Genomic DNA, 26,811 nt, shown 5'->3' on the forward strand with positions numbered 1-26,811 from the left:
TAGATGTTAGACATCTTTTTAATGCAGATCACCTTTTATGGTCATACAAAGATGTGCATGTTTATCTATTAATAGTTTAAGAAAATAAAAATCAATATTCCAGATATTCAGTTTTTACTAAATATGTTTAGAGAATTTTACGTTTAGTTATAGAAGATTTGATACTTACCTTCTGTTTTAAATAGAAGTTGATTCAATACAAAAAAAATCTATAAAATATAAACAGATGAAAACAATACGGTATCGTTCTAACGGACAGGATGTTCATTTTTTGGAAGAAATTCTAACTACACTGGGATATCAAGTATATGTGTCTAATTTTTTTGGAAAAGATACAGATATAGCTGTCAGAGATTTTCAGGCGAGACATAACCTTGTGATTGATGGTATTGTTGGGCTTAAAACCTGGTCTAAACTTATTGAGGTAAAAAATGATTTTATTGCGTTTAATGATAAGCTTTTGTCTGAACAAGATGTCGAGGATTTTGCAGATCGGTTTGGGTTAGAATTAGCAATGGTAAAAGCAGTTAATGAAATAGAAAGTAATGGAAAAGGTTTTTTGGTATCTGGCAGACCAAGAATTTTGTTTGAAGGCCATATTTTTTGGAAAGAATTAGAAAAACGAGGAGTAACCCCATCTCAATATGTTTCAGAATATACCAAAAATGTGCTATATAAGAAATGGACAAAAGTACACTATAAAGGAGGAGCTGGAGAGTATGATCGTTTAGAAAAAGCTGCTGGGATGTCTGATGACCCAGCTTTTCATGAAGCAGCTTATAGTTCTGCATCGTGGGGAGCTTTTCAAATCATGGGATTTCATTACCTAAACTTAGGGTTTTCTTCTGTAGATCATTTTGTTTCAGAAATGTATGATCATGAAAGAGAACACCTTAATGCTTTTGGTAAATTTATAGAAGCTACATCTTTTAAAGGTAAAAAATTACTGGATTGGATAATAGAAAAGAACTGGGCAAGATTTGCTGAAGGCTATAATGGACCAGGTTATAAGAAGAATAAGTACGATACCAAACTAAAAAATGCATACCTAAAATATAGTAGTAGTTAATCGAGATTGTATCATAGAATTGAATTTGTTTTTAAGTTGTACTTCTACAACTATATCTCAGTTTTTCTATTTTTGCCTTATGATTGATAATTTCGAGAATGAATTTTTTGGGATCGGTATTCAAAATGGTAAAACACCAGAGAACCTTGGCGTATTATGGCGTTCTGCGCAGAATATGGGAGCTAGTTTTATTTTTACGATAGGTAATCGATATGCAAAACAAGCCAGTGATACTCATAATGCGGTAAAAGCCATGCCGTATTTTCATTATGATACTTTTGAAGATTTTTACCGACACCTACCTAAAGGAGCGATGTTGGTAGGGGTAGAGCTAACAGATAATGCACAGTCTCTAGAGACATTTAATCATCCAAAACGCTGTGTATATTTATTGGGTGCCGAGGATCATGGATTATCTAAAATAGCTATCGAAAAATCACAGTTTTTAGTCAAATTTAAATCCGAACTAAGTGTTAATGTAGCCGTAGCAGGAAGTATTATTATGTATGATCGTGGCATTGATAAACCCAGATTTATAAGAGCATAGATGTAGTAATTTTTAAATTAAAGGCATCATATCTAATTTTTGTCACTACATTTATAACCACTATCCTTATTATTTATGTTTAAAATAGCAGAAGATTTTATTGCTGGTTTTAGCTCCTGGGTATGGGACTGGCCTTTATTGGTATTACTTATTGGTGGAGGAATATTTTTTCTTATCTACTCTAGATTTACACCTTTTTTCTATTTTAAACATGCGATCGATGTGTTGCGGGGTAAATATGATAATGAACATGCACCTGGTCAGCTTAGTCATTTTCAGGCATTATCTTCTGCAATTGCTGCTACAGTAGGTATGGGTAATATAAGTGGTGTAGCGGTAGCAATTGTTGCAGGTGGTCCCGGGGCTATTTTCTGGATGTGGATCAGTGCCTTAATTGGTATGGCAACCAAGTTTTATACCTGTTCACTTGCAGTAATGTATCGATCAAAAGATGATAAAGGGACTTTACTTAGTGGCCCTATGTATGTAATCACTAAAGGCCTGGGAACCCAATGGAAACCCTTGGCTATACTTTTTGCTTTGGCAGGATTGGTTGGTACACTACCAGCGTTTACTGCAAATCAACTAACTCAAACATTGGTAGATATTTTAGATTGGGATGATGGTTATAAGTGGTATATCGGGATTGTTTTAGCAGGTTTTGCTTCGCTGGTCGTTATGGGAGGAATTAAAAGAATAGGGATTGTGGCTAGCAGATTGGTTCCTTTTATGGTAGTACTATATTTTATTACAGTGATTACTATTTTGGTATTACAAATAGAAAAAATACCAGATATGTTTATGTTAATTTTTTCTGATGCATTTTCTGGAAAAGCAGCTGCAGGGGGAGCTTTAGGGTATTTAATTAAAACAGGAGTAAAAAGAGCTGCATTTTCTAACGAGGCGGGTATAGGAACCGCTCCTATGATGCATGGTACAGCAAAAACTAATGAGCCAATTAGAGAAGGGTTAGTGGCAATGATTGGCCCGGCAATAGATACGTTGCTGGTATGTACACTAACTGCTTTGGCAATACTTTCTACAGGAGTATGGCAAAGTTCTAATGATAATGGCATATCTCTTACTTTAGAAGCTTTTAATTCTGTTCTGCCATACGGATTGGGGGATATTGTAGTGGTTATTATGGTCTTGGTATTTGGGTTTTCGACACTGTTTTCATATTCGTATTATGGTACTACATGTCTGGGATTTTTAACCAAGCCTAAGTATGGTAAATATTATAACTATCTATATATAGTATCGATCATAATTGCTGCAGTAGTAAAAATAGAATTTGCGATTAACCTAATTGATAGTGCTTTTGCTATAATGGCAATCCCTACAGTGATTTCTGGATTATTATTGGCCTCAAAAGTAAATGCCAGAGCTAAAATTTATTTTGAAAAATATAAGGTTTAAAACCAGTTTTTTGGTTACTATATTTTCATGATAATAAACTCACTTCTTCTGTTTTCCTGGTGCTCTTCCTCTGTACAATCGACTCCATCAGCACATTTATTAATTAATCTTCTTTCTCCATATGCTTTACCAGGTATGCGTCGCCAATCGATATTTCCTTTTCGTACGATATATCGTATCGTGGCCCTCATTCTTTTTACACTTAACTTTTTGTTGTACCAATGACTGGATCTACTATCGGTATGTGAGCGAACTTCAATTTTTAATTTAGGATACTTGTTCATCGCCGAAATTATTTTTTGAAGCTCAACTTCTGCTTTTGGACTAATTTCATAATCGTCTAGTCCAAAATAAATAGGCTCTAGTTGTAAAATTTTTCCGAGATCATCACCTATAGTAACCTCTACTGTAGTAGATAATACTTCTTGTGTCCCTATTTTTTCTAAAGCAAAAGGAATATCATGAATAAATTCAAAAACATCTGTGGTTTCTAGGGTAACCTCTTTAGGGATATATTCATTTAATGATGCTTGTATTACATATGATTCCTCACAAGGTACTTTAATTTTGTATTTTCCTTTTAAATCAGAAACAGCTTGATACAGTGTGTTTCTATTATTGTCCAACACTGTAACATCAGTTCTTATAAGTGGTTCGCCAGTTGCACTATCTGTGATTGTGCCTTCTATATATTGCATACAAGAAGTGATCAATTCTTCGACTTGTTTAAAACTGTAGATGTCATCATTACCTTTGCCTCCTTTTCTGTTACTGGCAAAATACCCTATTTTGGTATCCTCATTTAATACAAAAGTAAAGTCGTCCTTAGAGCTATTTACAGGTTTGCCAATATTAAAGGCATCAGAAAAACCAGACTCATTAGGTACAGAAACAAAAATATCTAATCCACCCAGGCCTACATGGCCGTCACTAGAAAAGTATAACCTTCCGCTGTCACTTATATAAGGAAAAGTCTCTCTTCCTTCTGTATTTATGTTGCTTCCTAAGTTTTTTGGTTCACCGTACTTACCATCTCCTAATACATCTACCACAAACAAATCAGATTGTCCGAAAGTACCTGGCATATCACTTGCAAAATAGAGTTTAGTTCCATCGGCACTTAATGAAGGGTGCGATACAGAATAATCATCACTAGAAAAAGGCAATTCTACGATGTCAGTCCATATTCCATCTTTTAGGGTAGCTTTATATAATTTTAGGAGTACAACACCCTTTTTACTCGTTCCTAATTTGTTATTAGTATAGTTGTTTCTAGAAAAATATACGGTTTCTCCGTCTTTACTAAAACTGGTAGATGACTCATGAAATTTAGTGTTTATTTTCCCTTTAAGTTTAACGGGGTCTTCTAGAGTAATCTGATCTTCTTTGATATTAGAAGAAAAGATATCTAAAAAAGGCATTTTATTCCATTTATGAAGTTTTGAGTCATTAATGCTTTTACTTCTGGATGAAGCAAAGACAATTTGATTTTTGTTATTGAAACTAGGGGCGTATTCTGAGTTTTTCGAATTAATACTCAGAGGGAATATGTCATATTTACCCGATTGCATTTCGATAAAATCTAAATAATTTCTTTTTTCTATAAAAGATTTGGCTCGTTTGTCATTTCCTGTGATAGCATAGAATTGATCCATAATCCTATCAGCTTCTTTATAGCGTTCAACACTTTTTAAGCTTTGCGCATATCTAAATAAATATTCAGGATTTAAATCCTCTGGATAGGTTTGGATAAGCTTTTCATACCAAACTACAGAATCTTCAAGATCTCCTGTAAAATAGAACGAATCTCCTAGTTTAGAGTATAGGTTTTGAGAAGAATATCCGCGTTGAGCCACATCCATATATATTGCTCTGGCATCTATATATTCAAATGCTGTAAAACTTTGATCTGCTTTGGTTATACGTTTATCCTGATCTTGAGAAAAAAGCTGTGATGATGTTATGAAAATGAGTACGTAGAAAGAAATGAGATTTCTTCTTATAAAGATTGAAGTAAAAAATAAGGTGTGATTTTTCAAACGATCCCAGAATTTAATGTTAAAAACTTGTTTTCACGGGGTATTTGAAAACATACTGGAACTAAATTTAAGAAAAATTCAATTAAAAAGTCAATTCAACTTCTTTATTTTAATAACTACTTTTTGTAGGAAAATGTTAATAAAACAGGGATGTGTGTAATAATTCTATGATCTGTTGTTTTCTTGTTTAATATTCATCTACCTTTGCATTAAAATCAATGATATGGCTCATAAAGCTGGCTTTGTAAATATTATAGGTAACCCCAATGTAGGTAAATCTACATTGATGAATGCCTTTATTGGAGAGAAGTTATCTATTATTACTTCTAAAGCACAAACCACAAGACATCGTATTTTAGGAATTGTAAACGGTGATGATTTTCAGGTGATTCTGTCAGATACTCCTGGGATTATAAAACCTGCTTATGAGCTTCAGGAATCCATGATGGATTTTGTTAAATCTGCTTTTGAAGATGCAGATGTGTTGATATATATGGTAGAGATTGGTGAAAAAGACCTGAAAGATGAAGCTTTTTTCAATAAAATAACAAATGCAAAAATCCCTATTCTTCTACTAATAAATAAAATAGACCAGTCTAATCAGGAAAAATTAGAAGAACAGGTTCAGTTTTGGAGTCAAAAAGTACCCAATGCAGAAATATACCCTGTGTCTGCTTTAGAGAATTTTAATGTAAAAGAAGTTTTTGGCAGAATAGTTGAATTATTGCCGGATTCACCACCTTTTTATCCAAAAGATCAGCTAACAGATAAACCAGAACGCTTTTTTGTAAATGAAGCCATTCGCGAAAAAATATTAGTGCACTATAAAAAAGAAATTCCTTATTCTGTAGAAGTAGAAACAGAGGAGTTTGTAGAGGACGACACTATTATTAGAATTCGTTCGGTGATTATGGTAGAACGTGATTCTCAAAAAGGAATCATTATAGGTCATAAAGGATCTGCTCTAAAAAGAGTAGGTACCGAAGCACGTAAAGAACTGGAAAAGTTTTTCGGAAAAAAGATACACATAGAACTGTATGTAAAAATTAATAAAAATTGGCGTAGTAATGAACGTCAATTAAAACGATTCGGGTATAATAACTGATTCACAACCCTTGTAATATCACTTTATCTATTGCTTTTTAGACCTTCTTCATCACTTGTGAGAAGGTTTTTGTTAAAACTATTTATTGATTAATGTTTATAATTTATCCTTAGCATAACATTAAGGATATATGTGTTGTTAACATTTGAGCTTTTAATCACACAAAACAAGATCAATAATGAAAATTTTTAACAAAACTATTCTTATTTCCGCAGTTGTATTAGGGCTTTTTAGCGCATGTGACCCTGATGATTACCACGGAGGTGGAAATACAGGTACATTAACATTTAAAAAAATTGGAGGCTTTGTTAATGGAACAGGAGATGAAGGATTTGCAGAGATTTCTGCTTTTGACCCACAAACGGGTAAGCTTTTTGTTGTAAACCCAAAGGAATTAGAACTTTCGGTTTGGGATATATCAGATCCAGGCGCACCAGTACATGGGGTAGATATACCTTTGGTAGGTACTCCCAATAGTGTAGCTGTAAGCAACGGGATGGTAGCTGTGGCTTTAGAAAATGCTGCAAATAAACAGGCTAATGGAACCATTGCGATTTATAACTCAGATTCGCAAGAACTGTTGCATACTTATCCGGCAGGCGCATTACCAGATATGGTAACTTTTAGCCCTAATGGAAAGTATATAGTAGCAGCCAATGAAGGAGAACCTAATGATTTGTATACCGATGATCCAGAAGGATCAATAACGATTATAGAAGTGGCAACCGGGCAGGTCATGAATGTAAGTTTTACAGCTTTTAATGGCCAGACTATTGGTAATGACTTTCGGGTTTTTGGACCAGGAGCATCTCTGGCACAAGATGTAGAGCCAGAGTATGTAGCTATTTCACATGATTCGAAGACAGCATATGTTACGCTACAGGAAAATAATGGATTGGCAATTGTTAACCTAGAAACCAAGACAATTACGGATATCATCGGACTGGGAGTAAAAAATTATGAGCTGCCCAATAATCAAATAGATGCTAGCGATAAAGATAATGTTGTAGGGAATTTTCAAAATTGGCCGGTTTTAGGGTTTTATCACCCAGATGCTATAGCATATACCAAGATTAGAGGAGGGCGATATTTAATAACGGCAAACGAAGGAGATGCCAGGGATTATGATGGATTTTCTGAAGAAGATAGGGTAAAAGACCTTACACTGGATCCGGTTGCTTTTTCTGATGCAGCTACCTTACAATTAGATGAGAATCTGGGAAGACTTAAAATTACTACAGCAAATGGAGATATTGATGGTGATGGAGATTATGACAGGATTTATGCTTATGGCGCCAGATCATTTACAATATGGTCTACATCTGGAGCAGTTATTTATGATAGTGGAGACCAAATAGGAAAAACAATTTTTGATTTGGATCCAAGTGCTTTTAACAGTAATGAAGGAAGTGCAGCCGATAAAAGGTCTGATGATAAAGGAGCAGAACCAGAAGCAGTAGAAACTCTTAAGGTGGGTAACAAGACACTACTTTTTGTAGGATTAGAGAGAACAGGAGGGATTTTGGTGTATGATATCTCCAATCCGTCTACCCCAAAGTTTTTAGAATGGTTAAGAGATGAGACAGATATTTCTCCAGAAGGATTGATTGTAGTCGAAGCAAAAGATAGTCCGACAGAAAACGATCTGATTATCGTAACTAATGAAGTATCTAATACAGTTGCTATTTATGAAATACAAAAAAAGAATTAAATCAATATAGAAAGAAGAGAATCCTAGTCATAATGCTGGTAAGCGGCTATACAGCCTTGTTTTTTCACTAATAACAATAAAAACTTTGTTGTTTTACAGTAACCAACTTGACTACAATACGTGGTATATTTGACTAAGTAATTATTTCACTGACTGACTATCAATTATGAAAAGTTCCATCGGCCTGAAACATTGGCCTTTGGGCTTTTTATTTTTCTAACAGAATGATCCCTGTTTGCTTCGTATCTCTATATCAATATTCTAGTTTAGTATATATGTTTTTAATAGAAGTAACTGAATTGAATAGTATCCTAAAATCTCATGTGTTGATTTTATACCTTTGTTTAAAACGTTAAGCAATGTATATAGAGTTCACTTAAAGTTTTTTGAGAATAAAAAACTTTAAATGAACTCTCTTATAAACAGTAAACTATAAATCTGTTCTAAATTGTAATGGTGGTATTGCCGAAAGGCAAGAAGTATCTATTTGTTGTAATGGATCACTCAAAAAATCCCTCATTAGTTCTAAAGAACACTTTCTTATTACAACTCCGTGACCTGTAAATGGCACTATATAGGATTGCGCATTTGATAATCCTGCAGCAGCACGATTAGCTTCATCTATATTGGTAAGAGGATCTAATGCTCCAGTAAGTATTAGAGTAGGTTTATCACTTATTACTGATTGAACAAGATTTTGATCAATTGGTGAAATAGGCCAAACCTTGTTTCGGCATGCAGTTATAAATTCAGGAGTCAATAATTCCCATAGTCCATTAGCCCAGGTTGGAAGTGTTTCTTGTGCCCCCTGTTCGTATTTACTATAGTGCACTTCACCACAGTAAATCGAGAAGTGTAGCCCTACAGAATCTTCCGATCCTTCAAAACCTTGTGTTTGAGGAAATGTTGGGGGAGTGATATCACAAATACGTAATAAAGCATTTTTATCTTGTCTGTTGATGGCATCTATTAATGCTGGTGCTCTGTCCATAGTATAAATTTCTTTTAAACATCCGATTACTATTTGTAAGAAAATTTTATTATCAATACTAGTCACTTTCAGACACTCTTTCAATTCATCAGAATTGATTTCAAAAGGTGTATTAGAAACCGTTTTTAGAACATTTAAAAAGGTTTGTTTCAAGTCTCCGAAGCGTTTTTTGCAATTGAAATCACTCTCACACTTCTTAAACATTGCATCAATAGCTTTAATACTACTAAAAGTGTCACTATATGCAACATCAGTATTGGGAGCTGTTGGAGAATCTAATATCACAGATCGGGTACCTTCGGGATCCTGCCGCATAATATACATGCCTAATGTAGTTCCATAGCTTATTCCAAAAAGATTCCATTGGTCTAAATTCAATCCTTTTCGAAGTTCCTGAAAATCACGTGCCGTATTTAAATTACTATATTGTTCAAGATCTATTCCTTCGCTTTTAAATTTGGAGTAACACGCTTTTAAGGCACTTAGATCTGTTGACGCACAAGAAAGGTCAGTACTTGTCCCTGGGGTTCCTCTAGGAGCCATAAAAATAAGATCGCGATCTTCTCTCAATTCAGTAAATGTAGTAAATTCCCCGATCACAGGTATAGGAGTAGCGCCTGGACCGCCTTCAAGATATACTATAGGATCTGATTTGGGTGTTTGCGATAAACTGGGTATTATAACAACAGGTAGAGTAATACGTCTACCTTGTGGTTTGTTGTAATCTTCTAAAACTGTGAGTTCTCCACATCGTAGATTAACACCTGAAACAGAATATTTACAATCCTTAGTTATATAGCCTAGTTTAGGAACATCAGGAGTGGGAGTTTCGTCGTTGTCACAAGAAGTAATTGATAAAAAAAGTAGTGCCAGTAAAATGTTTACGAAGTTATTCTTAATTAATTTCATTTGTGTGATTTTAAGGTTTAGACATTTTTGTTTGCTTTTATATTATCATTAGTAATTCAAAAAAGAAAGATCGTATATGCGGTGTTTTTTTCGATTTTCAATAGATACATTTAGTATGAAAAATTTCATTATATATTTCATGGGTTTTAAGTATTTGACTATAAGACGTATACCGAATAGTTCAACCCTATAAAAACATAAATATTTGTGATCAATAGCTTCTGGTTCTTCGTTATTTTATGGATCAATTACGGTTAATCTTTCTTTGATATGCTAAATGCTTTTTTGGCTTTGAAAAATTCCTTTGAAGTATTGGAATTTGATTGTAGGCTGTTTGTGTAGAAGTAATTGTATTGATTTTGTGTCTATTTTTTTGGAGGAGTCGTCTTTGTTAACAGATAAGATAACAGAGTTTTTAGGAAGTCAATGTAAAGGATCAAAAGAAACCTATTTGAAATTATAAAGATTATATTCTAAATTCAATTCATATAGGTATCACTTTTACTAATGCTCCTTTCTAATCTGCCAGTAGTAATCAAATCAAAACATTTATAGTATTGCTAAAATAAAAAGTCTAATTTTGCACAAAATTTAGAAAAGATAGCAATGAGTGGTATAGTGGCAATTGTAGGAAGACCTAATGTTGGAAAGTCAACATTCTTTAATCGGTTAATTCAAAGAAGAGAGGCTATTGTAGATGCTGTTAGCGGGGTAACCCGTGATAGACATTATGGAAAGAGTGATTGGAATGGAGTAGAGTTCTCATTGATTGATACCGGTGGTTATGTTGTGGGGAGTGATGATGTTTTTGAAACCGAAATCGATAAGCAGGTAGAATTGGCTATCGATGAAGCTGATGCTATTATTTTTATGGTTGATGTAGAATCAGGGATAACTGGGATGGACCAGGATGTCGCCAATCTACTTCGCAGGGTAGATAAGCCTGTTTTTTTGGTGGTGAATAAGGTGGATAATGGACAGAGAGCTACAAATGCAGTAGAGTTCTATAATTTAGGTCTTGGTGAGTATTATACTATTGCCAGTATTAATGGAAGTGGTACAGGAGAACTTCTAGACGAATTGGTAAAAGTATTGCCTGAAAAAAATGAAGACGAATCTAGTGAGTTACCTCGATTTGCAGTTGTAGGAAGGCCTAATGCTGGTAAGTCTTCTTTTATTAATGCGTTAATAGGAGAAGATCGATATATTGTAACAGATATTGCTGGGACTACACGAGACGCAATCGATACCAAGTACAATCGTTTTGGGTTCGAGTTTAATCTGGTAGATACTGCAGGAATACGACGTAAATCTAAAGTAAAAGAAGACCTGGAGTTTTACTCTGTTATGCGATCTGTTCGAGCAATAGAACATAGTGATGTTTGTTTAATAGTTTTGGATGCAACCAGAGGTTTTGACGGACAAGTGCAAAATATTTTTTGGTTAGCCGAGCGCAACCGTAAAGGGATTGTAATCTTGGTTAATAAATGGGATCTTGTAGAAAATAAAGAAAGTAATACCTTAAAAGATTTTGAGAAATATATACGTAGAGAAATAGAACCGTTTACAGATGTTCCTATTGTATTTATTTCGGCTTTAACAAAGCAACGTATATTTAAAGCTATCGAAACTGCAGTAGAGGTATATAAAAACAGGTCTAAAAAAATTAAAACCAGCGAGCTTAATGATGTTTTATTACCAATAATTGAGCATAACCCGCCACCTGCCTATAAAGGTAAGTATGTGAAGATAAAGTATATCACGCAATTACCAACACCACAACCGCAATTTGCATTTTTCTGTAATTTACCACAGTACATAAGGGATCCATACAAACGATTTCTCGAAAACCAGCTTCGTAGAGAGTTTGATTTTCATGGTGTACCAGTTTCGGTATATTTGAGAAAGAAGTAGAGGTATACTAAATCATATTAGATTGGTATTATAAGGTTTGCAAAGGTTTCATTATCTATAACTCTTTTTAAAAAGTTACAATCTTTCACAGGATAGTTACGATAAAGCATATGGAGTATTTATTTTATCACTCTTACCGGTACTAGCGACATACTATGCCCGATCGGGGATTTTTATAAAATCCTAAATTTCAGAAAAAAATCTAAAAAAAATACAGTCCTATCTATTTACAAGAACCTGTAAACATTGGGATAGCACTTTCATTTGTGTAATTGTGATTCTAAAATTGCTCCTTCTGCAAATAAGATGATAGCTTCCTAAAAGCATGTACGGTTTTCTTTCTTTTTAGAGTGTTTGGTAACTCCAATTTTATGGTGATTTTAGTGAACTTTTGATTAGAAACCAGAGAATAAAACCTATTAAGTTCAATAAAGTGGTTCATTTTTTAAGTTTATCAATTAACCCTTAAATGAACTAGTAATGTTGTTTGGATATGCTCCCTTTAGCATTCCTTCTCAAAATTTAATATGCGAAAGGCAGATTACAAAAAATACATCAAATCCAGACAAAGCATATTGTAAAAGCACAGAAAAACAGAAATGGAAATCTAAGGGAGATTAAATAAAATTTTCTATCTTAGAACCAACGTAAAAAAACTAATTACCCCATATCTGAAGATTTCTTCGGGTATGGGGTGTTTTATTTTTAAAGGAAATTAAAACATGATAATATGAACGATGAAATCACTTATATGTCAAAGCTTTCAGATGATGAGCTATGGGCAGAATTAGGGGCTCTTGATGACAATAATATTATACCACCTCCATTTAAAATCCTAGTAAAAAGAGGTAAAGAGTGGTTTGAAAACAATAAATCTGAAATTAGGGAAATTGTATGTAATTCCGAAGAATTATCAAATTTCCGCAATATTTCTGATAATAATATTTATAACGTTATCGCCAGTTTTGGTGGAATCTTCTCTCAAAATGTTTCTATTGCTGCTTTAGTTGTTTTGTTGAGTAGAATAGGTCTTGATAAGTTTTGTAAAAATTATATAGATGAAGTTTAAAGAGTCTCCATTAAAATTTTGCAGAGATGTAAGATTTCATATACAGGTATTGAATTCATTATTAAAAGTTGATGATGATAACTCAAACGATAATTCTGAAGCATGGTTAAAAGCACGCAATTTTTATCATAATATATCTAAAGAGCTATTTTATAATCAAGTAGCTCCAATCTATGATTTATATTGTAAATCAATTGGAGAATCCCAACATAGAAACATAGGTCTTACCAAAGATGGTTGCTATATCACATTTGTAGGTAACGAACCTTATATTTTTTCAGGAGATATACTTGGAATTGCTAGGGTTACTAAAGGTATGAACCTAGATAGGTTTTCGATCAAAATAAATCTAGGAATGTTATACATCATTTCTGAAATTTCAATATTGATGGGCGCAGTAATATTGAACAAAACTAACTTTTCTGAATTAGCTAATTATATTAATAAAATGAAAGATTTTATAAAAGAGAATAGTGATTTAGAATACGAAAATGTAAACCAAACTAGCCCCGACATGAACATAGAATATGATAAAGGGAAAAGATATAGGACTATTAATACAGCTAGTATTATTGATGCGATTGGGTTACATTTAGAAGGAAGTTGGAACGATGAAGATTTAAATTTCATCTCTTGTTTAAGAAATATAATCATTTCGTTTATTGTTGGTCATGAATTTGGTCATATAATGCTAAATACAGAAAATCTTCAAGGAGTATCTTTTAGAGAACAAGAGACTGCGGTTAAGTCTTTTATGAATGAAAACAATCTTCCTAATATTAACAAATCTTTTCTAGAAGAATTTATTTGTGACTCTTTTGGTAGTAAACTAAGTCAATATTATGTTATGCATTATTATTTTGACAATGAGATTTCTCGGCTAGTGAATAAACTAAATATTTCTAATCACCTGAAAAATCATGTTCGTTTTGCTCCTGCTTCATCTAGTATATTACTATCCAGAATAGCTTCTAAATCATTTCTTTTGAGTTTTTCTTTATTTACAGATAACCATATAAAAAGCACGATTCATCCTAATTTTTCTTTACGTTCAGAGTTTCTGAAATATGATATGTCCAATGCCGGTATCCCTGATGATTTCATTAATGTAGGACAAGAAATAGATGAATTATGCCAAACATTAACCTTACGAAATTGATAGAAATAATTAATTCTGGTAACATAAAAAGACAAGAAATTACAGTTGATACAGATAATATCGCTAAAATGGTTTCTGAACCTAATAATTGTACCTTGATTACAATGACTGATGGTGAAATGATGGTGGTGGCAGAATCAAGAACTGAAATTCGACGACTTTCAAGGGAACAATAAACTTAAAGCTCGATAAAACGATAATGAAATATAATGGAAGTATGCTTGCTTATACTCATATAACATTGTTAGTGACAATTTAAAAAAAATGATTGGTCATATAGGAACGATATTTATAATTGAAAGTTTAAAAAAAGGAGAACTTAAAACAGGCTCTGAGTTGTATAATGATACTCTTGAAAAGCATTATAAGTATTATCCTGACATAAAGGATAAATTAATTTTCAGATTATTTGTTGTGGAGAACAGAAACGAATTCTTTGATTCTATTAATTACATTAAATATAATTGCAAAACTACCAAATTAGGAATATTGCTCCATTTAGAAATGCACGGTGGAAAAGACGCTGGATTACAATTATCAAATGAAGAAATCATTCATTGGAAAGAATTGACAGATTATTTGACCTATATAAACCTCGAAGCCTGTAATAAGCTATACATCTGTATGGCTACTTGTTATGGGCGTTCCATTTATAATGCAATGGACTTAAAACAAACTAGTCCTTTTTGTGGTTATATTTCTGCCAGTAAACCTATCAAACCGATAGAAATCCTTGATGATTATAGGATTATTTATGAAAATATACTAGAATCACATAATTTAATAATGGCCTTTGAAAAACTTGAATCTAAAAACAAAAGCTCTAGTTTTTTCTATAAAGATACCGATGCAGTTTTCAAAGAAGTTATGGAATTTACATTCGCACAAATCGAAAATAATGAAAATGCAAAAGAGGAATATTTTAAAGGAGTATATGATCAGTTAAAAGAAAATGAAATTAATCGAACAGAAATTGAAATACAGGAAGTTTATGAAATTGTAAAAAAGGACTTTGAGAATTTATATTATCCAAAGTTTACATTAAAAAACTGTCACTAACATTAGATTATAAAATGAAACATTAAAAGTCCAATAAAACGATTTTTATATGAGAAATAAATTTGTTATAATAACTAGATAAAAGAATGGATATAATCCTTGACACAAACATTTTCAGAAGCGATTTATTCTTCAATTCCAAGGACTTTGATATTTTGAGAGATTATTTGCATAAAACAGACTCTCGTTTTGTTTTACCACAGATTATAATTGAAGAACTCACAGGACTTTACAAAAGAACTTTAGATGAAAATCAAAGAAATTATAATAAAGCTCGCAAGAACTTAAACCAAGGTTTAAATTATGAATTGGTTGATGAATTGAATATTAATTGTGACGAAGAGGTTAAAAAATACATCGATTTTGTTTACAATAAATTAGGACGAAAAGAAGAAAAGAATATACCTTACAAAAACGAATATTTACCAGAAATAGTAAAACGAGCTATAAACAAACAAAAACCCTTTAAAGACGAAGATAAAGGCTTTAGAGATTCAATAATATGGCTTACTATTTTAGATTATTGCCAGGGATGTCACGAAAAACAAATCACATTTATAAGCAATAACCCAAAAGACTTTGGTGATATAAAAGACCCAACTGAATTACATTACAACCTAAAAAAGGAATGTCAAGATTTAGGAATAAGGGTAAATTACTTTCGAACTATTAAAGATTTTATAGAAAAACATTCTAAGAAAATTGATCTTTTTGATCATGATTGGATTACAGACAACCTTGATTTCGAATGGCTATCCGATGTAATTTGCGATGAAATAAATGATAGTAATAACTATAGCATAATATCTTGGTATGAGTATAAGAAAGAAAAAGAAAGTACAGGCAATTATAGAATTTTAAGAGCTATTCCTTATGATCAAGATGACCTCTTTATTTATGAAATGATAAATGGTTCGTTGATTATAAACTTTACTGTAAGTGCAGAAATTGAAACTGAATTTGAATATTATGAATATGATTATTACGGTTCCAAGGAATTTAGGAATGTTCATAACGAAACTACCTATTTGAGAGGAAAATTTCACATAGGATTGGTCTATCAAAATAATGAAATCAAAGAAATTGAATTATCTGATCATGAATTAATTTAAAAAATTTGATTATCAATAATCTAAGTTTAATAAATCTATTATATGTACGTAAAATATAGCAATATTCGATTGGGGTCAAAGCGAAAAAATTATTTAAAAGAAAAGGAATTAAGTAGCAATATAAGATCTTTGAAAAGGGACATTCAGGAGACACTAAATGAGGAATATAGTGGTGAGTTCAAAGAAATAGAGCTTACTGTTATAAAACCGAGTCGTGGATTAACACCAAAGTTCAATATGGACAATATTAGAGATAAAGAAATAAGAAAAATACTTAAGGCAAATTTTGGTGATAATTTAAGAAAATTGACAACGGAAGAAATTCAAAACAACCTTTGTAATTACTAATGTCAAAAGTTCAAATAAACGATTATGTTTGATTTCAATTTAATAATTCAAGAAGCAGAAAAAATGACTAGTTTTTGGTCTTTTTCTCAAAATTGGTTTGATATACTTTCTCTTGTTTTAACAATATTAAGCTTATGGTTAGCATACTTCCTTGGAGAACGAGGTTACAGAAGAGATAAAAAAGATAAAGCCAAAGAGCAGAAGGAACTTATTAAATCTGAAGTTAAACTTTTTGAAAACAATTTAGGGCAATTAAATCTAGCCATAGATGGGCAATTGAAAGGGCTCAAAGAATACAAAGAAAAGCAAAATTTCAGTTTAGAATTTAATCCAGATATACAAGTCGATTTCTTAAAATTTATAGATGTAAAACATATTTATGAAGCTATCGGATTTAAGAAAGAAGATGGTATAGGAAAAGTAAATAGCCTTTTTGCAGCACTATACTCTTTAAACGATTTTCGGCATTCTTTGAGGGATTCCGTAAGGACATATATTTCTAGATACATTACCTTAGAAAAAAGATTCTATTTATACAGAAAGCTAATGTATAGAATGTTCCACGAAATTAGTAATAGAAGAGCAATAGATGTTTTACGAAGTCCTCAAGGTTTTCAAATCAACTTTGGACATAATGAATTTGCAGAAAAGTATTTTCATCACGTCCAAGCCGTTTTGTCTAATCCGGATTTATTAAATGAAAACCAGGTGGTTATTAGGGAAAAGTTAATCGAACTGTTTATCATACCACTTATCGAAATAACTAAACAATATATTCCTGTTGATGAAGATGCTATTGAGGTTTCAGATGTAACTAATGAGGTAAATGCTGCTTGGATAGACATGGAAATAGTTACAAAAGCTCATTTTGAAGAAATTGAAGGGCATATAAATAGCTTAGAAAAAGTAAAAACAGAAATTACAACATTTTTAGATTTGAAGAAATAGAATAAACATTACGGATCTCAAGCCGGAAATGCTTTCCGTGCGAGATAGTAAACTAAAAGTTCAATAAACCGATGAAAAAACTCTTAGGTGCTGTTATTATTTTCATTGTGTGTCTATTCATAATTGTCTCTATATATTTGATGTTTTTTGAACAAAAAGAAGTGGATTATAAATATATATTACCTATTTGCTTATATATAGGTATTGGTTATTTAGGGATAAAACTTTATCGGAATAAAAACAGTTTTAATTTTGATTGGGGTGAATTCGGGTTAGTCAACTTAATTCTTGCAATAGTTTTTCTTGGTATTGGAATAGTGGGTACAATCGAGGAATATACCGCAGCACAGATAACAGGGTATATTGGTGCTGCCAAGTTTATGTTTTCTTTTATTAGAGGTTTTTTTGATTAAAACCTTTATAGATACCTGTTGTTAATTACAAGAGGAGATGATAAGTTTCATTAGTTAATGATAAAATTACAGAAGGATTTGGTGAAATTTCACCTATTTAATTTAGAGCTGATTACATAATTATGTCAATGCAAAATTAAAGTATAATAAAACGATTATAAATATGAAGAATTTAAGAAAAGTATATATCACGGAAATATTGGCCAAATATGAGAAACACGAGCCTGAAAAATTTGAAGGATATTTCCACAAGTGGTTCGATGGTATAAACCAACATTCTGAAAGACCGGAACAAATTGCAATAATAGAATTACAAGATGGAACAATAAGAGAATGTGCACTACATTCTTATTCATTAAAATTTCAAACTCAAGAAGAAATCCAGAAAGAAGATTTAAAAGGTTGGGGTGGAGACCCTACTATAAATTAAATGTACAAGTAATCGATGAGTGAACATTCAAAAACCTATAAAGATCCAGAGGAGTTTAGAAATGCAAATTTAGCATTATTGGGCTTTCAAAAGCGTCACAACGTTATTCGTAAAGATTACCAATTGCTCTTGAACATAACCGAGACATTTCAAGGAGAAGAAGAAAAATTTAATTCGCTTTATAGAGCTTCTTTGAAAGGTTTTTTTTCTTTGATTGAATCAGATATTTTCGGGTTGAATCAAGTTGATAAATATGAAGCTTATGATGACAAACACCGTTTCGAAGACAGGTTTAAAAAGACGTTTAAAAGAATTTGTCAAACATGGAGTAAGGAGGAAATAATTCAACAATATCTTGATTCTAAGTACAGCAAGTTAAAGTCTATTAAAAATAAACGTGATAAATTGGTTCATCCAAAGGATACGGGCGATATTATAGTAGCTTCTAAAGAAGAATTCATTGAACTTAAGTTTGCTTTTGATGATTATAACGAAATGCTACATTCCATTATGAATAATTTTTTCATTGATATTAATGTTAAAGATTTGAATGAGATTAAAGATTTATTTAAAAAATAACACTTTAGACACTTAAACACCAAAAGTTCAATAAAACGATAAATTATGGAAGAATTAATTTTACAAAATGGGTTATATACACTAGATTCTAATTTCCTATTTCATAAATCCTACAATAGCTATTATATAGAAAAAGAATATGGTTATTGTGTGTTTCACATGATTTCTGATTCAGAAGACGTAGACTTTTCTATACTTGATAAAAAAGGAAATGTTATAACCCATATTCCTTGGATAAATAAGATTGTAACACGAGATAATTGGGAGGATTTTATTGGTAGAAATGCTACTTCTCACTAATTATGATAAATGAATTAAAAGTTTAAATAAACGATAAAAAACCAAAAAATGAATAAAACAGAATTCATAAAAGCAAAGATAGAAGACGATACCTTACATTATAAGTCAGAAAAAGTATTTGAGGAAGTTTCTAAAGTAATAGAACGGAATAACATTGATGGATATAAAGTGGTATCTGTAACTCCTTTAATATCTGGTTATAATAATCACTCCGATGATGAAAATCAGTCTTATGGATATGGGTTTAGTTATACTAGCGGCGTAATAATTGTTTTTGAAAAAATTAATGAAATCTAAATAAACGATGGCGAACTTAGAATTTACTCCGTTTTTACCACAAGAAAATGTTCCTGAAAGATTTAGTGAATTTAGGAAACTCGCGAGTAGTAATAAAGAGTTACAAGATGTAAAGGGAGAAATAGTATTTAATTATGTGAGTCAATATAAACAATTTGATATTGAGAAAAACACAACAAATATTTCGTACAAAAGATTAAGAGAAATATTTGACAACGAACATCTAAACTTTATTATTTGACAATTAAAGTTCAATAAAACGATGAAAAAAATCTTGATAGTTCTGTCTTTTCCGTTACTAATCTGTTGTGTTACTGAATCAACACATCAGACATTAAAAGAGGAGTTAATCAAAATGACAACAGAAAGGGATAGTATTTATAAACTTGCTATTCAGGGTACTTTAGACACCATTGTAAAGGACTATCCTCAGATTGACATATTCGGTGAATATAATGGTATTAAAGACACAACAAAAGAAAAAATATGGCAACGGCTACCTATTAAGGCCTATAGGGAACTTAAAGAAATTGAAAAAATAATAGATGAACACTTTATTAATAAGGAAAAGAACCAAGGTAGTATTAAGAATACATTTAATTATGATGAACAAACAGCATTGAAATATATACAAGACTGGTATAATTTTTATAATGCGGGTTATATTTATAAAAACCCAAAAATCCGAAGAAACGGTCAAAACTCATTTATGGTTTCTCTACAAGAAACAAATAAAAGCGGAAATGGTAGGGATTTAAATGGAAAACCTATATATACTTGGTTTGACAGAGTTTATACTCTTACAATTAAAGAGAATGGAAATTATGATTTTAAGCTATTACGAAAATAAAAAGTCTAAAAAAACGATAGATATGAAGAATATTACAATAACAGTAAGTCTATTAATAAGTTTTTTAGCTTACAGCCAAAACAATAAGAAGATAGATAGTTTAGGAATTAAGCTAGATTATCTTTATAGTCAGGTAGATGAATTAAAAGAACAAATTAATTCCGAAATTAAAAAGAATGGGTATTTAATTGAAGTCGAAAAAAAATATAGCTTTTCAAAGCTTTTATTGAAAGATAAAAAGTATGGAAAGGCAATTGATACTATAAAAGTTGGAGATTCAATCAAAGTTCTTAATAAAGAAATTGGGGTGTACAAAGTTGTATACAACGGAAAAACTGGATTTGTTGATGTATCAGACTTAAAAATAAGTGAGAGTTCTATCTTAAATAATTTAGAATATAATTCTTACTCTTCTGGCAGTGGGTCAATACGTTCATCTGGATCAACATATGTAAAAGGGCATTACAGAAAGACTAAATCAGGAAAGAGAGTTTATGTAAAAGGTCACAGAAGAAAAAATTAAAAGTCTAAATAAACGATAAATTGTATTTTTATTATAACTTGACTTAATATGCAAACTTCACAATGATTGGAATAAATAGCATATATAAACAACATAAACTGATTTATCTTGACACAAATGTTATAAGTAATATTTGTAAAAAAGGGGATTTGATTAATAAGTTTATTACAAAATACCCTATTAATGAAAAGTACCTTCTTTGCTTTAGCACTTATACTTTATATGAGATAGCAAAAAACAAAACTCTGTATAAGGACTTCAAAAAATTCTACTCGATTTACCCATGTGTATTGGTAATTTCATATTTCCCTTTAGGAGTTAAGGAAATCGATCTAATAGCAGGAGATGTGGCGTTTGTAAATCCAATTCTACTCTCCCCCCAAGGAATAAAAGTTAATAGTGAAGTATTTAACCCAAACTCCCTTGACATTCTATTAGAGAAGCCAGAGGTAAAAAGTGCATTTATAAATGTTGATCGTTACACAACAGATTTCTATAATGAAGTTATATCTGTTTTAGATAAACCTGAATTTAATCACATTAATAAGGAATATATCAAAAACAAGAAAGGTGATTTTGTTCGAGCATTTATGAGGTATGAACTGAAGTATCGGTTCTTGAATGGTCAAAATGTGAAAGTTGACAAGAAAAAATTGAAACAAATAAAATCATTGGATGTCCTAGCACATGCTATTTTTTATAAGTTCTTCTCAGATGGAACACGTAAAATAGAGCAATCCGACATAATAGATATTCTAATTATGACTACCACACCTTACGTTCACACTTTTATCTCAGAAAATAATGCAATTGATATATTGAAAAAAATAAAAAAACAAACAACTGTGATAAATGGACTCAATCTCCAGACATTGTCAGATATTCAAAACTAAACTATTGAGAATCAAAAATAAAAAAACATAACAATTTGTGTATTGCATATGCTACCTTCAGCAGGCAAGCGCAACATACAAGAGACGTTAAAAGTTCAATGAAACTATGAAATTATATAAATGTGAATGCCAGAATAGTTCTGGAAAAACTCTTAAAGGAATGAATGTAGAAGTTATAACTTCTATAGGAGATCCAAAATCCGAAGATATTAAAAAAGCAGTGGAGCGTAAATATGGAGTTTCACTTAGCAGTCTTTCTATAAACTTAAACCAATGGGATTGTATACTAATCTCTTAAATAATAAAACTCAATAAATTGATTAATATGTGGGCCATAAACGAAAAATTTGTAGATTATTCTCATCCTCAAGAAAAGGATAGTGTATTTTTAAACCCTAACCAAACAATGAATCCTCAAGTAATAGAATATCCGATTATTTGGAAAGGATTTGTGGGTAGCGAAGAAGTTGAAATTATCCAAAAAGGACAAGGAGCACATTTAGATCTTCATTTTATATTTAAAAAATTCCCAGAACGATATAATCATATAAAACCTGATATAATTAATTGGATTCATAAGTATCTAAGAATTCTAAACTAAAAGTTTAATAAAGCGATGATTTCAAAAGAACACTTTTTAGATATTTTAAATATCGAACCAATTTATGAAACTGAAGGTATTTTTTATGAACCTTTTTGGGAATTCATGAGTCGTTTTCAAAGTCTTCATAGAAACTGGGAGATAAATAAAATGTTTAATCAGTTTCATTTAAATAATTTAAACATAGAGTTAGAAAATAAAGTTAATGAATTAGAACACTATAATTTCTATGACAATGTTAGAGCAGATATAGAATATTTTCCTGACCATTTACGTGCTTCAACTTTATCTTTAGCAATTAGTTATTTTGAAAACCTTTTAGTGGAACTTTCTAATGAAGTAGCATCCGACTTGAATTCCAAAATTATTTTAGATACTCGTCCGTTACCAATCATAAATAAATATATTTTATGGCTGAAAAGGAATTGCGAATTGGAAATTACTATTTCTAAGGTAACTAATAGAAAACTTGATGCTATAAGAGGAGTTAGAAATCGATTCATTCATAACATAAGTCGAGATATACCAGAAAATATAAGAAAAACTATTGATGAGATGAATAATGTTGAGGGAGAACACAGCAGAAATAAAGTAACAGATGGCTTTGTTGACGAATCACTAAAAGAGATTATTCTGGTAGTTAAAAATTTAGAAATGGCATATATTAAGTTTTACGAGAAAATTAAATAGTACAATATTAAAGTTCAAATAACCTATGAAGGAAGTCTTTGCAAGAAATGATCAGCACTATACAAAACTTGCTTTTCTAAATTGGAGAACTGATGGAGAAGACATTAGCAATTTTTTGGTACTTGCAGATGGTTTTTTGAGTTCATCAATTCTCTTATTAAAGAAGTGCTTAAAAAAAAATAAGGATAAAAAAGCAGACAAAATAATTTTTCCTATTCTACATAATGCAAACCACGGTATCGAATTATACCTAAAAGCGATTACCTGGAAGTTAAACGAACTATTGAGGAATGGTAGAAGAATTGAAGGAGGCCATGACATAAAACAAATCTATGCTGTAGTGAAGGCAAGAATAATAGAGTTCGGGATTGATGATAAAGGGAAAGATTTTAAAGAAGTTACAAAAGAACTAGACTTCTACATCACTGAGCTGTATAAAAAACTAAAAGATGACAAAGGAAAAAAGAATTTAGATTTTTCACGTTATCCTATTTCTAATGGATATATGAAACATTTTTATGCAGGAGTATGGGAAAATATAGAAGTTGATATGATTAATCTTCTAGAAATTTATCAAAGAATTTACGATAGTTTGGAAGATTTGACGGCTTATTATTATCATGAAGAATTTAATTTATAAAGTTTAAATAAACGATTGTTGGTAACAAGCATAAAACTGAATGGAAGAAAAAGACAAAATAGCTGATTTACCATCATATTCTAAAATTAGAAGAGATGTCCAAGGAGCAAACGCTATCGGAAAAATTGTGAAATTTCTTTCTTTTTTTGGTATTAAAAACAATGGGTTAAATGAAGTGTTTTCTAAAATTCCTGATTTAAAAAGAGATGTAGAACATCTTTCAACATTACCAGATAGATTCAATAGTTATTTTGCAAAATTAGGATGGATTTCTTATGAATCAATGAATTCGCCTTTAATGGAAAAAGCAGTTGAATTAGCTGATAATGGCGATATTGAAAAAGCTGAGAGTATTCTTTCGGAACACTTTACATCTACAGAGATTAATTGGTTACAACATAGGTTCAGAGTTTTACCTGCATTTTCAATCCGTTTTGAATTAATTGAGAAAGCGTACAAAGACACTCTCGAAAAAAGGTTTCATTCCTGTGTACTATTATTATTGACAATAATCGATGGGACTGTTAATGATATAAATAAAAGCAAAGGTTTTTTTTCAGAGAATACAGAATTAAAAGCTTGGGATAGCATTGCATCTCATAGTACAGGATTAACAGTAATCAAGGATATTTTTAATGCTCCAAGAAAAAAGACCAACACAGAAGAAATATTCCTCCCATACAGGAATGGTATTTTGCACGGTAGAGATTTAAAATTCGATAATCAATATGTGGTAGGTAAATGTTGGTCTACTTTATTTGCTATTAATGATTGGGCAAGAGCGTTAAAAGAAGAAAAAGAAAATCCACCAGTTCCATTAAAAGAACCAACATCTATCGGAGAAAGTTGGAGAGAAATAAAAAAAGTAATTGTTGAATACAAAGAAAGGAAAATCCAAAGTGATAAAAGATGGGAAGAACTAGAAAATTGGGAACCGAGAGAAAATATTAGCATAGAGCAGACGAATTTCACTAAATATAGACCAGAAAAAACAGCATTTGAAATAGCTGAAAGTTGGAAAAAGCAGAATTATGGAAAAATAGCTCAACTAATTCATCGATTTAGCGATAAAGAAGTTAATATTGGATCAGAAGCAGGAAAAATTAGGCGAATATTAGAAAATAAAAAACTTAATTCATTTAAAATAAAATCTATCAGAGACGAAGCACCAGCGATTTCTGAAATAACTATGGATATTGAATATGAGTTAAATGGAGAAAACAAATCTAAGGAAATAGTTATTCGATTAATTTGTAAAGCTGAAAATGGAGAAATAGGAATGAATGGAAAAGAAAATATGTCTTGGGAATTCATAGATAATTTCTTCTATAGATTAGAATTCTGAAGATTTATATGAATGGAATAATAATTAATTCAAAAGTTCAATAAACAGATACTATTCCAGATATAACAAATTAATCGAGGAAATAAAACCCATTTGTTTTAGTTTTTTAGTAATTTAGAAGCAACGTAAAAAATTATAACTAAACCCCATACTCAGTTTAACTCTGAGTATGGGGTGTTTTGTTCAAATAAATGATGAAAAAAGAATTACTTTAAACAATTCTACAAGAAAGTAGAATTCTGGTTAAAACGTTTATATGTTTGGTCTGTAAATATTTATTCTTGGTTTTGGATAATTAGACAAATTTTCTGGCGTAAATCAACGGATATTGAACCCTATCTGCTTTGGTTTTTTCTAACTGTAGGAATGTATTTCTTTATTAGAAATAATAAAGACCTTGATATAATTTATAACACAGAGAGTAAATTAAAGTCTAAATAAACGATTAAAATTTCAACAAATATGAATAATGTAATTAGTTTTCCAAGTAATTATCCAGAAGGTTGTTCTGATGATTTGATAAAGGATCTTATTACAAAGTTTCAAAAACAAATCGTCGAAAATAATTACAGAAAAAATCCAGTTATAAGGCCAAATGATTATCCGTTATTAATTGAACAAGGTAATAAAGAGTTAAATATTAGGCTACAAAAAAGGTTAATTTCAAATCTAGAAAAATCTTCTAAGCGACAAAGAGAATTAACATGGGCAATTGTAATCATTGGAGGATTAAATTTGATTTTAGCAATCTTAAAAATGGTTAATGCTATTAAAGTCTAAATGAACGATGAAAAATTGTAAAACATTACTAACAGTATAAGAAATATAAACTACTTAACAAGCAAAATGTCTGAATCTGAAAATCATAGCGAAAAAACAAATAGACTGAATAAATTTCCAACGATAGGTCAAATTATCGGAATTGCAGGTGTGGTCGTAACAATAATTTTTGGTATTAACCAATGGAAAGAAAGATCTAATAATAATGCAGAACAACCACTAAAATCTGACTCGATAAATCAGGAAAAACAAGATAACAGACGAACTATTGAGGTAAGAGATAAAGGAACATATATAGAGGGAAATCAAACGAACATCTATAAAATAAATAATAATTCTTCTAATGAGGTTAGAAAATTTCAAAGAAATATACCGAAATCTTATTTATCACAATTACCGGGAATAAAGGCAAATGCTTACCGTGATGCTAGAGAACTATGGAATACAGGAGTTACTTCTGAAATGATGAAAGGAAATTACCTAGTTCTCGATAGACTTACTGAAGCTCTTTCTGATTTGGCAGAAACCGTATATACTCCTGACTTTTTTAACGGAATAAGTGCAAAAGAATATTATTCTAATAAAATAGAAAAAATGTCAAAAGCCGCATATGACGGTCAGACTGGACCAGAAGGAGGAGGTACAATAGGACTTGTTACTGGGAGTGATAATTTAAATCGTTTTGTCCAAGATTTTATTGTTGAAATAGTGAAAGATATTTCTGAACCATCATATTTTATAAGTTGGAAAAAAGAATGGGACCATGCAGGTAAGAAATTGTCTAAAGAAGAAGAATATTAAAAATTCAATAAACAGATGGAAAAATACAAAACTATTTTTGGAAGAGATAACGGAACTAAAATAGAAGAACCCTATTTTTTTACCGCTTTTATTTACGCAAATAATGAAAAAGAAGCTAAAGTAAAAGCAGATAAGCTATTTGAAGTCTACAAAAAAAATAGTAATTGGGAAACACAAGTGCCCAACTTAATAGGGTATGGATTATTAACAACTAAAGTTCAATAAAACGATGAAATTTACTTTTGAAGAAATCAGAAATGAATTTATAGA

The 26,811-nt window shown here is 31.1% G+C and carries 32 protein-coding genes; 30 read left to right on the plus strand and 2 right to left on the minus strand.

The genetic code is table 11. From position 1 onward, the window contains the following. The first annotated feature begins 226 nt into the window (after positions 1-226). The 3 genes from ATO12_RS12535 (at position 227) to ATO12_RS12545 (ending at position 3,035) form a co-directional block, all read left to right on the plus strand. On the plus strand, positions 227-1,069 hold the full coding sequence (locus tag ATO12_RS12535; protein ID WP_034242369.1) for an N-acetylmuramidase domain-containing protein: 843 nt from the start codon (positions 227-229) through the stop codon (positions 1,067-1,069). A 79-nt stretch (positions 1,070-1,148) separates the two neighbouring features. After that, complete coding sequence (locus ATO12_RS12540; protein ID WP_034242370.1) at positions 1,149-1,616, plus strand: RNA methyltransferase; 468 nt, start codon at positions 1,149-1,151, stop codon at positions 1,614-1,616. Positions 1,617-1,691: 75 nt separating this feature from the next. Beyond that, entirely contained in the window at positions 1,692-3,035 is a 1,344-nt protein-coding gene (locus ATO12_RS12545; protein WP_034242371.1) for an alanine/glycine:cation symporter family protein, read from the plus strand. Positions 3,036-3,052: 17 nt separating this feature from the next. On the opposite strand, the gene ATO12_RS12550 is transcribed toward ATO12_RS12545, so the two are convergent. Further along, positions 3,053-5,074, minus strand: coding sequence for an OmpA family protein (locus ATO12_RS12550; protein WP_240486130.1), 2,022 nt, complete (start codon positions 5,072-5,074; stop codon positions 3,053-3,055). Positions 5,075-5,297: 223 nt separating this feature from the next. On the opposite strand from ATO12_RS12550, the gene era reads away from it, so the two are divergent. After that, on the plus strand, positions 5,298-6,179 hold the full coding sequence (gene era, locus ATO12_RS12555; protein ID WP_034242372.1) for a GTPase Era: 882 nt from the start codon (positions 5,298-5,300) through the stop codon (positions 6,177-6,179). A 178-nt stretch (positions 6,180-6,357) separates the two neighbouring features. Next, positions 6,358-7,890, plus strand: coding sequence for a choice-of-anchor I family protein (locus ATO12_RS12560; RefSeq protein WP_034242373.1), 1,533 nt, complete (start codon positions 6,358-6,360; stop codon positions 7,888-7,890). Between the two features lie 430 nt (positions 7,891-8,320). Here the strand turns inward: ATO12_RS12560 and ATO12_RS12565 are convergent, their stop codons facing one another. Continuing rightward, the gene (locus ATO12_RS12565) at positions 8,321-9,790 is read right to left on the minus strand and encodes an alpha/beta fold hydrolase (protein ID WP_034242374.1); all 1,470 of its coding nucleotides are present in this window, start codon (positions 9,788-9,790) and stop codon (positions 8,321-8,323) included. 606 nt (positions 9,791-10,396) lie between these two features. On the opposite strand from ATO12_RS12565, the gene der reads away from it, so the two are divergent. The 25 genes from der to ATO12_RS12690 all read left to right on the plus strand — a co-directional run bounded on the left by der (position 10,397) and on the right by ATO12_RS12690 (position 26,766). Beyond that, on the plus strand, positions 10,397-11,704 hold the full coding sequence (gene der, locus ATO12_RS12570; protein ID WP_034242376.1) for a ribosome biogenesis GTPase Der: 1,308 nt from the start codon (positions 10,397-10,399) through the stop codon (positions 11,702-11,704). Between the two features lie 730 nt (positions 11,705-12,434). Next, positions 12,435-12,773: a hypothetical protein gene (locus ATO12_RS12575; RefSeq protein WP_034242377.1), complete on the plus strand. Its 339-nt coding sequence runs from the start codon at positions 12,435-12,437 to the stop codon at positions 12,771-12,773. Continuing rightward, a complete protein-coding gene (locus ATO12_RS12580; RefSeq protein ID WP_034242379.1) occupies positions 12,763-13,932 on the plus strand; it encodes a hypothetical protein in 1,170 nt (389 codons plus the stop codon). The genes ATO12_RS12575 and ATO12_RS12580 overlap by 11 nt, the downstream gene beginning before the upstream one ends. Beyond that, positions 13,929-14,108 carry a flagellar FlbD family protein gene (locus tag ATO12_RS12585; protein WP_165583374.1) on the plus strand — a complete coding sequence of 60 codons (180 nt, stop codon included), beginning with the start codon at positions 13,929-13,931 and terminating at the stop codon, positions 14,106-14,108. The genes ATO12_RS12580 and ATO12_RS12585 overlap by 4 nt, the downstream gene beginning before the upstream one ends. A gap of 88 nt (positions 14,109-14,196) precedes the next feature. After that, positions 14,197-14,991: a hypothetical protein gene (locus ATO12_RS12590; RefSeq protein WP_034242382.1), complete on the plus strand. Its 795-nt coding sequence runs from the start codon at positions 14,197-14,199 to the stop codon at positions 14,989-14,991. A gap of 86 nt (positions 14,992-15,077) precedes the next feature. Next, positions 15,078-16,103: a PIN domain-containing protein gene (locus ATO12_RS12595; RefSeq protein ID WP_034242384.1), complete on the plus strand. Its 1,026-nt coding sequence runs from the start codon at positions 15,078-15,080 to the stop codon at positions 16,101-16,103. Between the two features lie 69 nt (positions 16,104-16,172). Further along, a complete protein-coding gene (locus ATO12_RS12600) occupies positions 16,173-16,451 on the plus strand; it encodes a hypothetical protein (protein ID WP_131248827.1) in 279 nt (92 codons plus the stop codon). Between the two features lie 24 nt (positions 16,452-16,475). After that, positions 16,476-17,399 carry a hypothetical protein gene (locus ATO12_RS12605; RefSeq protein WP_034242387.1) on the plus strand — a complete coding sequence of 308 codons (924 nt, stop codon included), beginning with the start codon at positions 16,476-16,478 and terminating at the stop codon, positions 17,397-17,399. Between the two features lie 71 nt (positions 17,400-17,470). Beyond that, positions 17,471-17,812: a hypothetical protein gene (locus ATO12_RS12610; RefSeq protein ID WP_131248828.1), complete on the plus strand. Its 342-nt coding sequence runs from the start codon at positions 17,471-17,473 to the stop codon at positions 17,810-17,812. Positions 17,813-17,975: 163 nt separating this feature from the next. Then, on the plus strand, positions 17,976-18,242 hold the full coding sequence (locus ATO12_RS12615) for a hypothetical protein (RefSeq protein ID WP_034242390.1): 267 nt from the start codon (positions 17,976-17,978) through the stop codon (positions 18,240-18,242). Between the two features lie 15 nt (positions 18,243-18,257). Next, complete coding sequence (locus ATO12_RS12620) at positions 18,258-18,821, plus strand: hypothetical protein (protein WP_034242392.1); 564 nt, start codon at positions 18,258-18,260, stop codon at positions 18,819-18,821. A 45-nt stretch (positions 18,822-18,866) separates the two neighbouring features. Further along, a complete protein-coding gene (locus tag ATO12_RS12625; protein ID WP_034242394.1) occupies positions 18,867-19,121 on the plus strand; it encodes a hypothetical protein in 255 nt (84 codons plus the stop codon). Between the two features lie 48 nt (positions 19,122-19,169). Next, positions 19,170-19,418: a hypothetical protein gene (locus tag ATO12_RS12630; protein WP_034242396.1), complete on the plus strand. Its 249-nt coding sequence runs from the start codon at positions 19,170-19,172 to the stop codon at positions 19,416-19,418. 7 nt (positions 19,419-19,425) lie between these two features. Continuing rightward, complete coding sequence (locus ATO12_RS12635; protein ID WP_034242399.1) at positions 19,426-19,659, plus strand: hypothetical protein; 234 nt, start codon at positions 19,426-19,428, stop codon at positions 19,657-19,659. A gap of 21 nt (positions 19,660-19,680) precedes the next feature. Next, positions 19,681-20,268 carry a hypothetical protein gene (locus ATO12_RS12640; RefSeq protein ID WP_034242401.1) on the plus strand — a complete coding sequence of 196 codons (588 nt, stop codon included), beginning with the start codon at positions 19,681-19,683 and terminating at the stop codon, positions 20,266-20,268. 22 nt (positions 20,269-20,290) lie between these two features. Continuing rightward, positions 20,291-20,791 carry a hypothetical protein gene (locus tag ATO12_RS12645; RefSeq protein WP_131248829.1) on the plus strand — a complete coding sequence of 167 codons (501 nt, stop codon included), beginning with the start codon at positions 20,291-20,293 and terminating at the stop codon, positions 20,789-20,791. Positions 20,792-20,853: 62 nt separating this feature from the next. Further along, entirely contained in the window at positions 20,854-21,684 is an 831-nt protein-coding gene (locus ATO12_RS12650) for a hypothetical protein (protein ID WP_034242404.1), read from the plus strand. 106 nt (positions 21,685-21,790) lie between these two features. Next, on the plus strand, positions 21,791-21,982 hold the full coding sequence (locus tag ATO12_RS12655; RefSeq protein ID WP_034242405.1) for a hypothetical protein: 192 nt from the start codon (positions 21,791-21,793) through the stop codon (positions 21,980-21,982). Between the two features lie 27 nt (positions 21,983-22,009). After that, positions 22,010-22,285, plus strand: coding sequence for a hypothetical protein (locus ATO12_RS12660; RefSeq protein WP_034242407.1), 276 nt, complete (start codon positions 22,010-22,012; stop codon positions 22,283-22,285). Positions 22,286-22,300: 15 nt separating this feature from the next. Then, the gene (locus ATO12_RS12665) at positions 22,301-22,975 is read left to right on the plus strand and encodes a hypothetical protein (RefSeq protein ID WP_034242409.1); all 675 of its coding nucleotides are present in this window, start codon (positions 22,301-22,303) and stop codon (positions 22,973-22,975) included. 25 nt (positions 22,976-23,000) lie between these two features. Then, positions 23,001-23,615 (plus strand): hypothetical protein, encoded by a 615-nt coding sequence (locus tag ATO12_RS12670; protein WP_034242410.1) that lies wholly within the window; start codon positions 23,001-23,003, stop codon positions 23,613-23,615. 40 nt (positions 23,616-23,655) lie between these two features. After that, complete coding sequence (locus ATO12_RS24925) at positions 23,656-24,960, plus strand: hypothetical protein (RefSeq protein WP_051575805.1); 1,305 nt, start codon at positions 23,656-23,658, stop codon at positions 24,958-24,960. A gap of 462 nt (positions 24,961-25,422) precedes the next feature. Then, a complete protein-coding gene (locus ATO12_RS12680) occupies positions 25,423-25,740 on the plus strand; it encodes a hypothetical protein (protein ID WP_034242412.1) in 318 nt (105 codons plus the stop codon). A 66-nt stretch (positions 25,741-25,806) separates the two neighbouring features. Continuing rightward, positions 25,807-26,541 (plus strand): hypothetical protein, encoded by a 735-nt coding sequence (locus ATO12_RS12685; protein ID WP_034242413.1) that lies wholly within the window; start codon positions 25,807-25,809, stop codon positions 26,539-26,541. A gap of 15 nt (positions 26,542-26,556) precedes the next feature. Beyond that, the gene (locus ATO12_RS12690) at positions 26,557-26,766 is read left to right on the plus strand and encodes a hypothetical protein (protein WP_034242415.1); all 210 of its coding nucleotides are present in this window, start codon (positions 26,557-26,559) and stop codon (positions 26,764-26,766) included. Positions 26,767-26,811: the final 45 nt, after the last annotated feature.

This window comes from Aquimarina atlantica, assembly GCF_000626715.1.
Classification (GTDB): domain Bacteria; phylum Bacteroidota; class Bacteroidia; order Flavobacteriales; family Flavobacteriaceae; genus Aquimarina; species Aquimarina atlantica.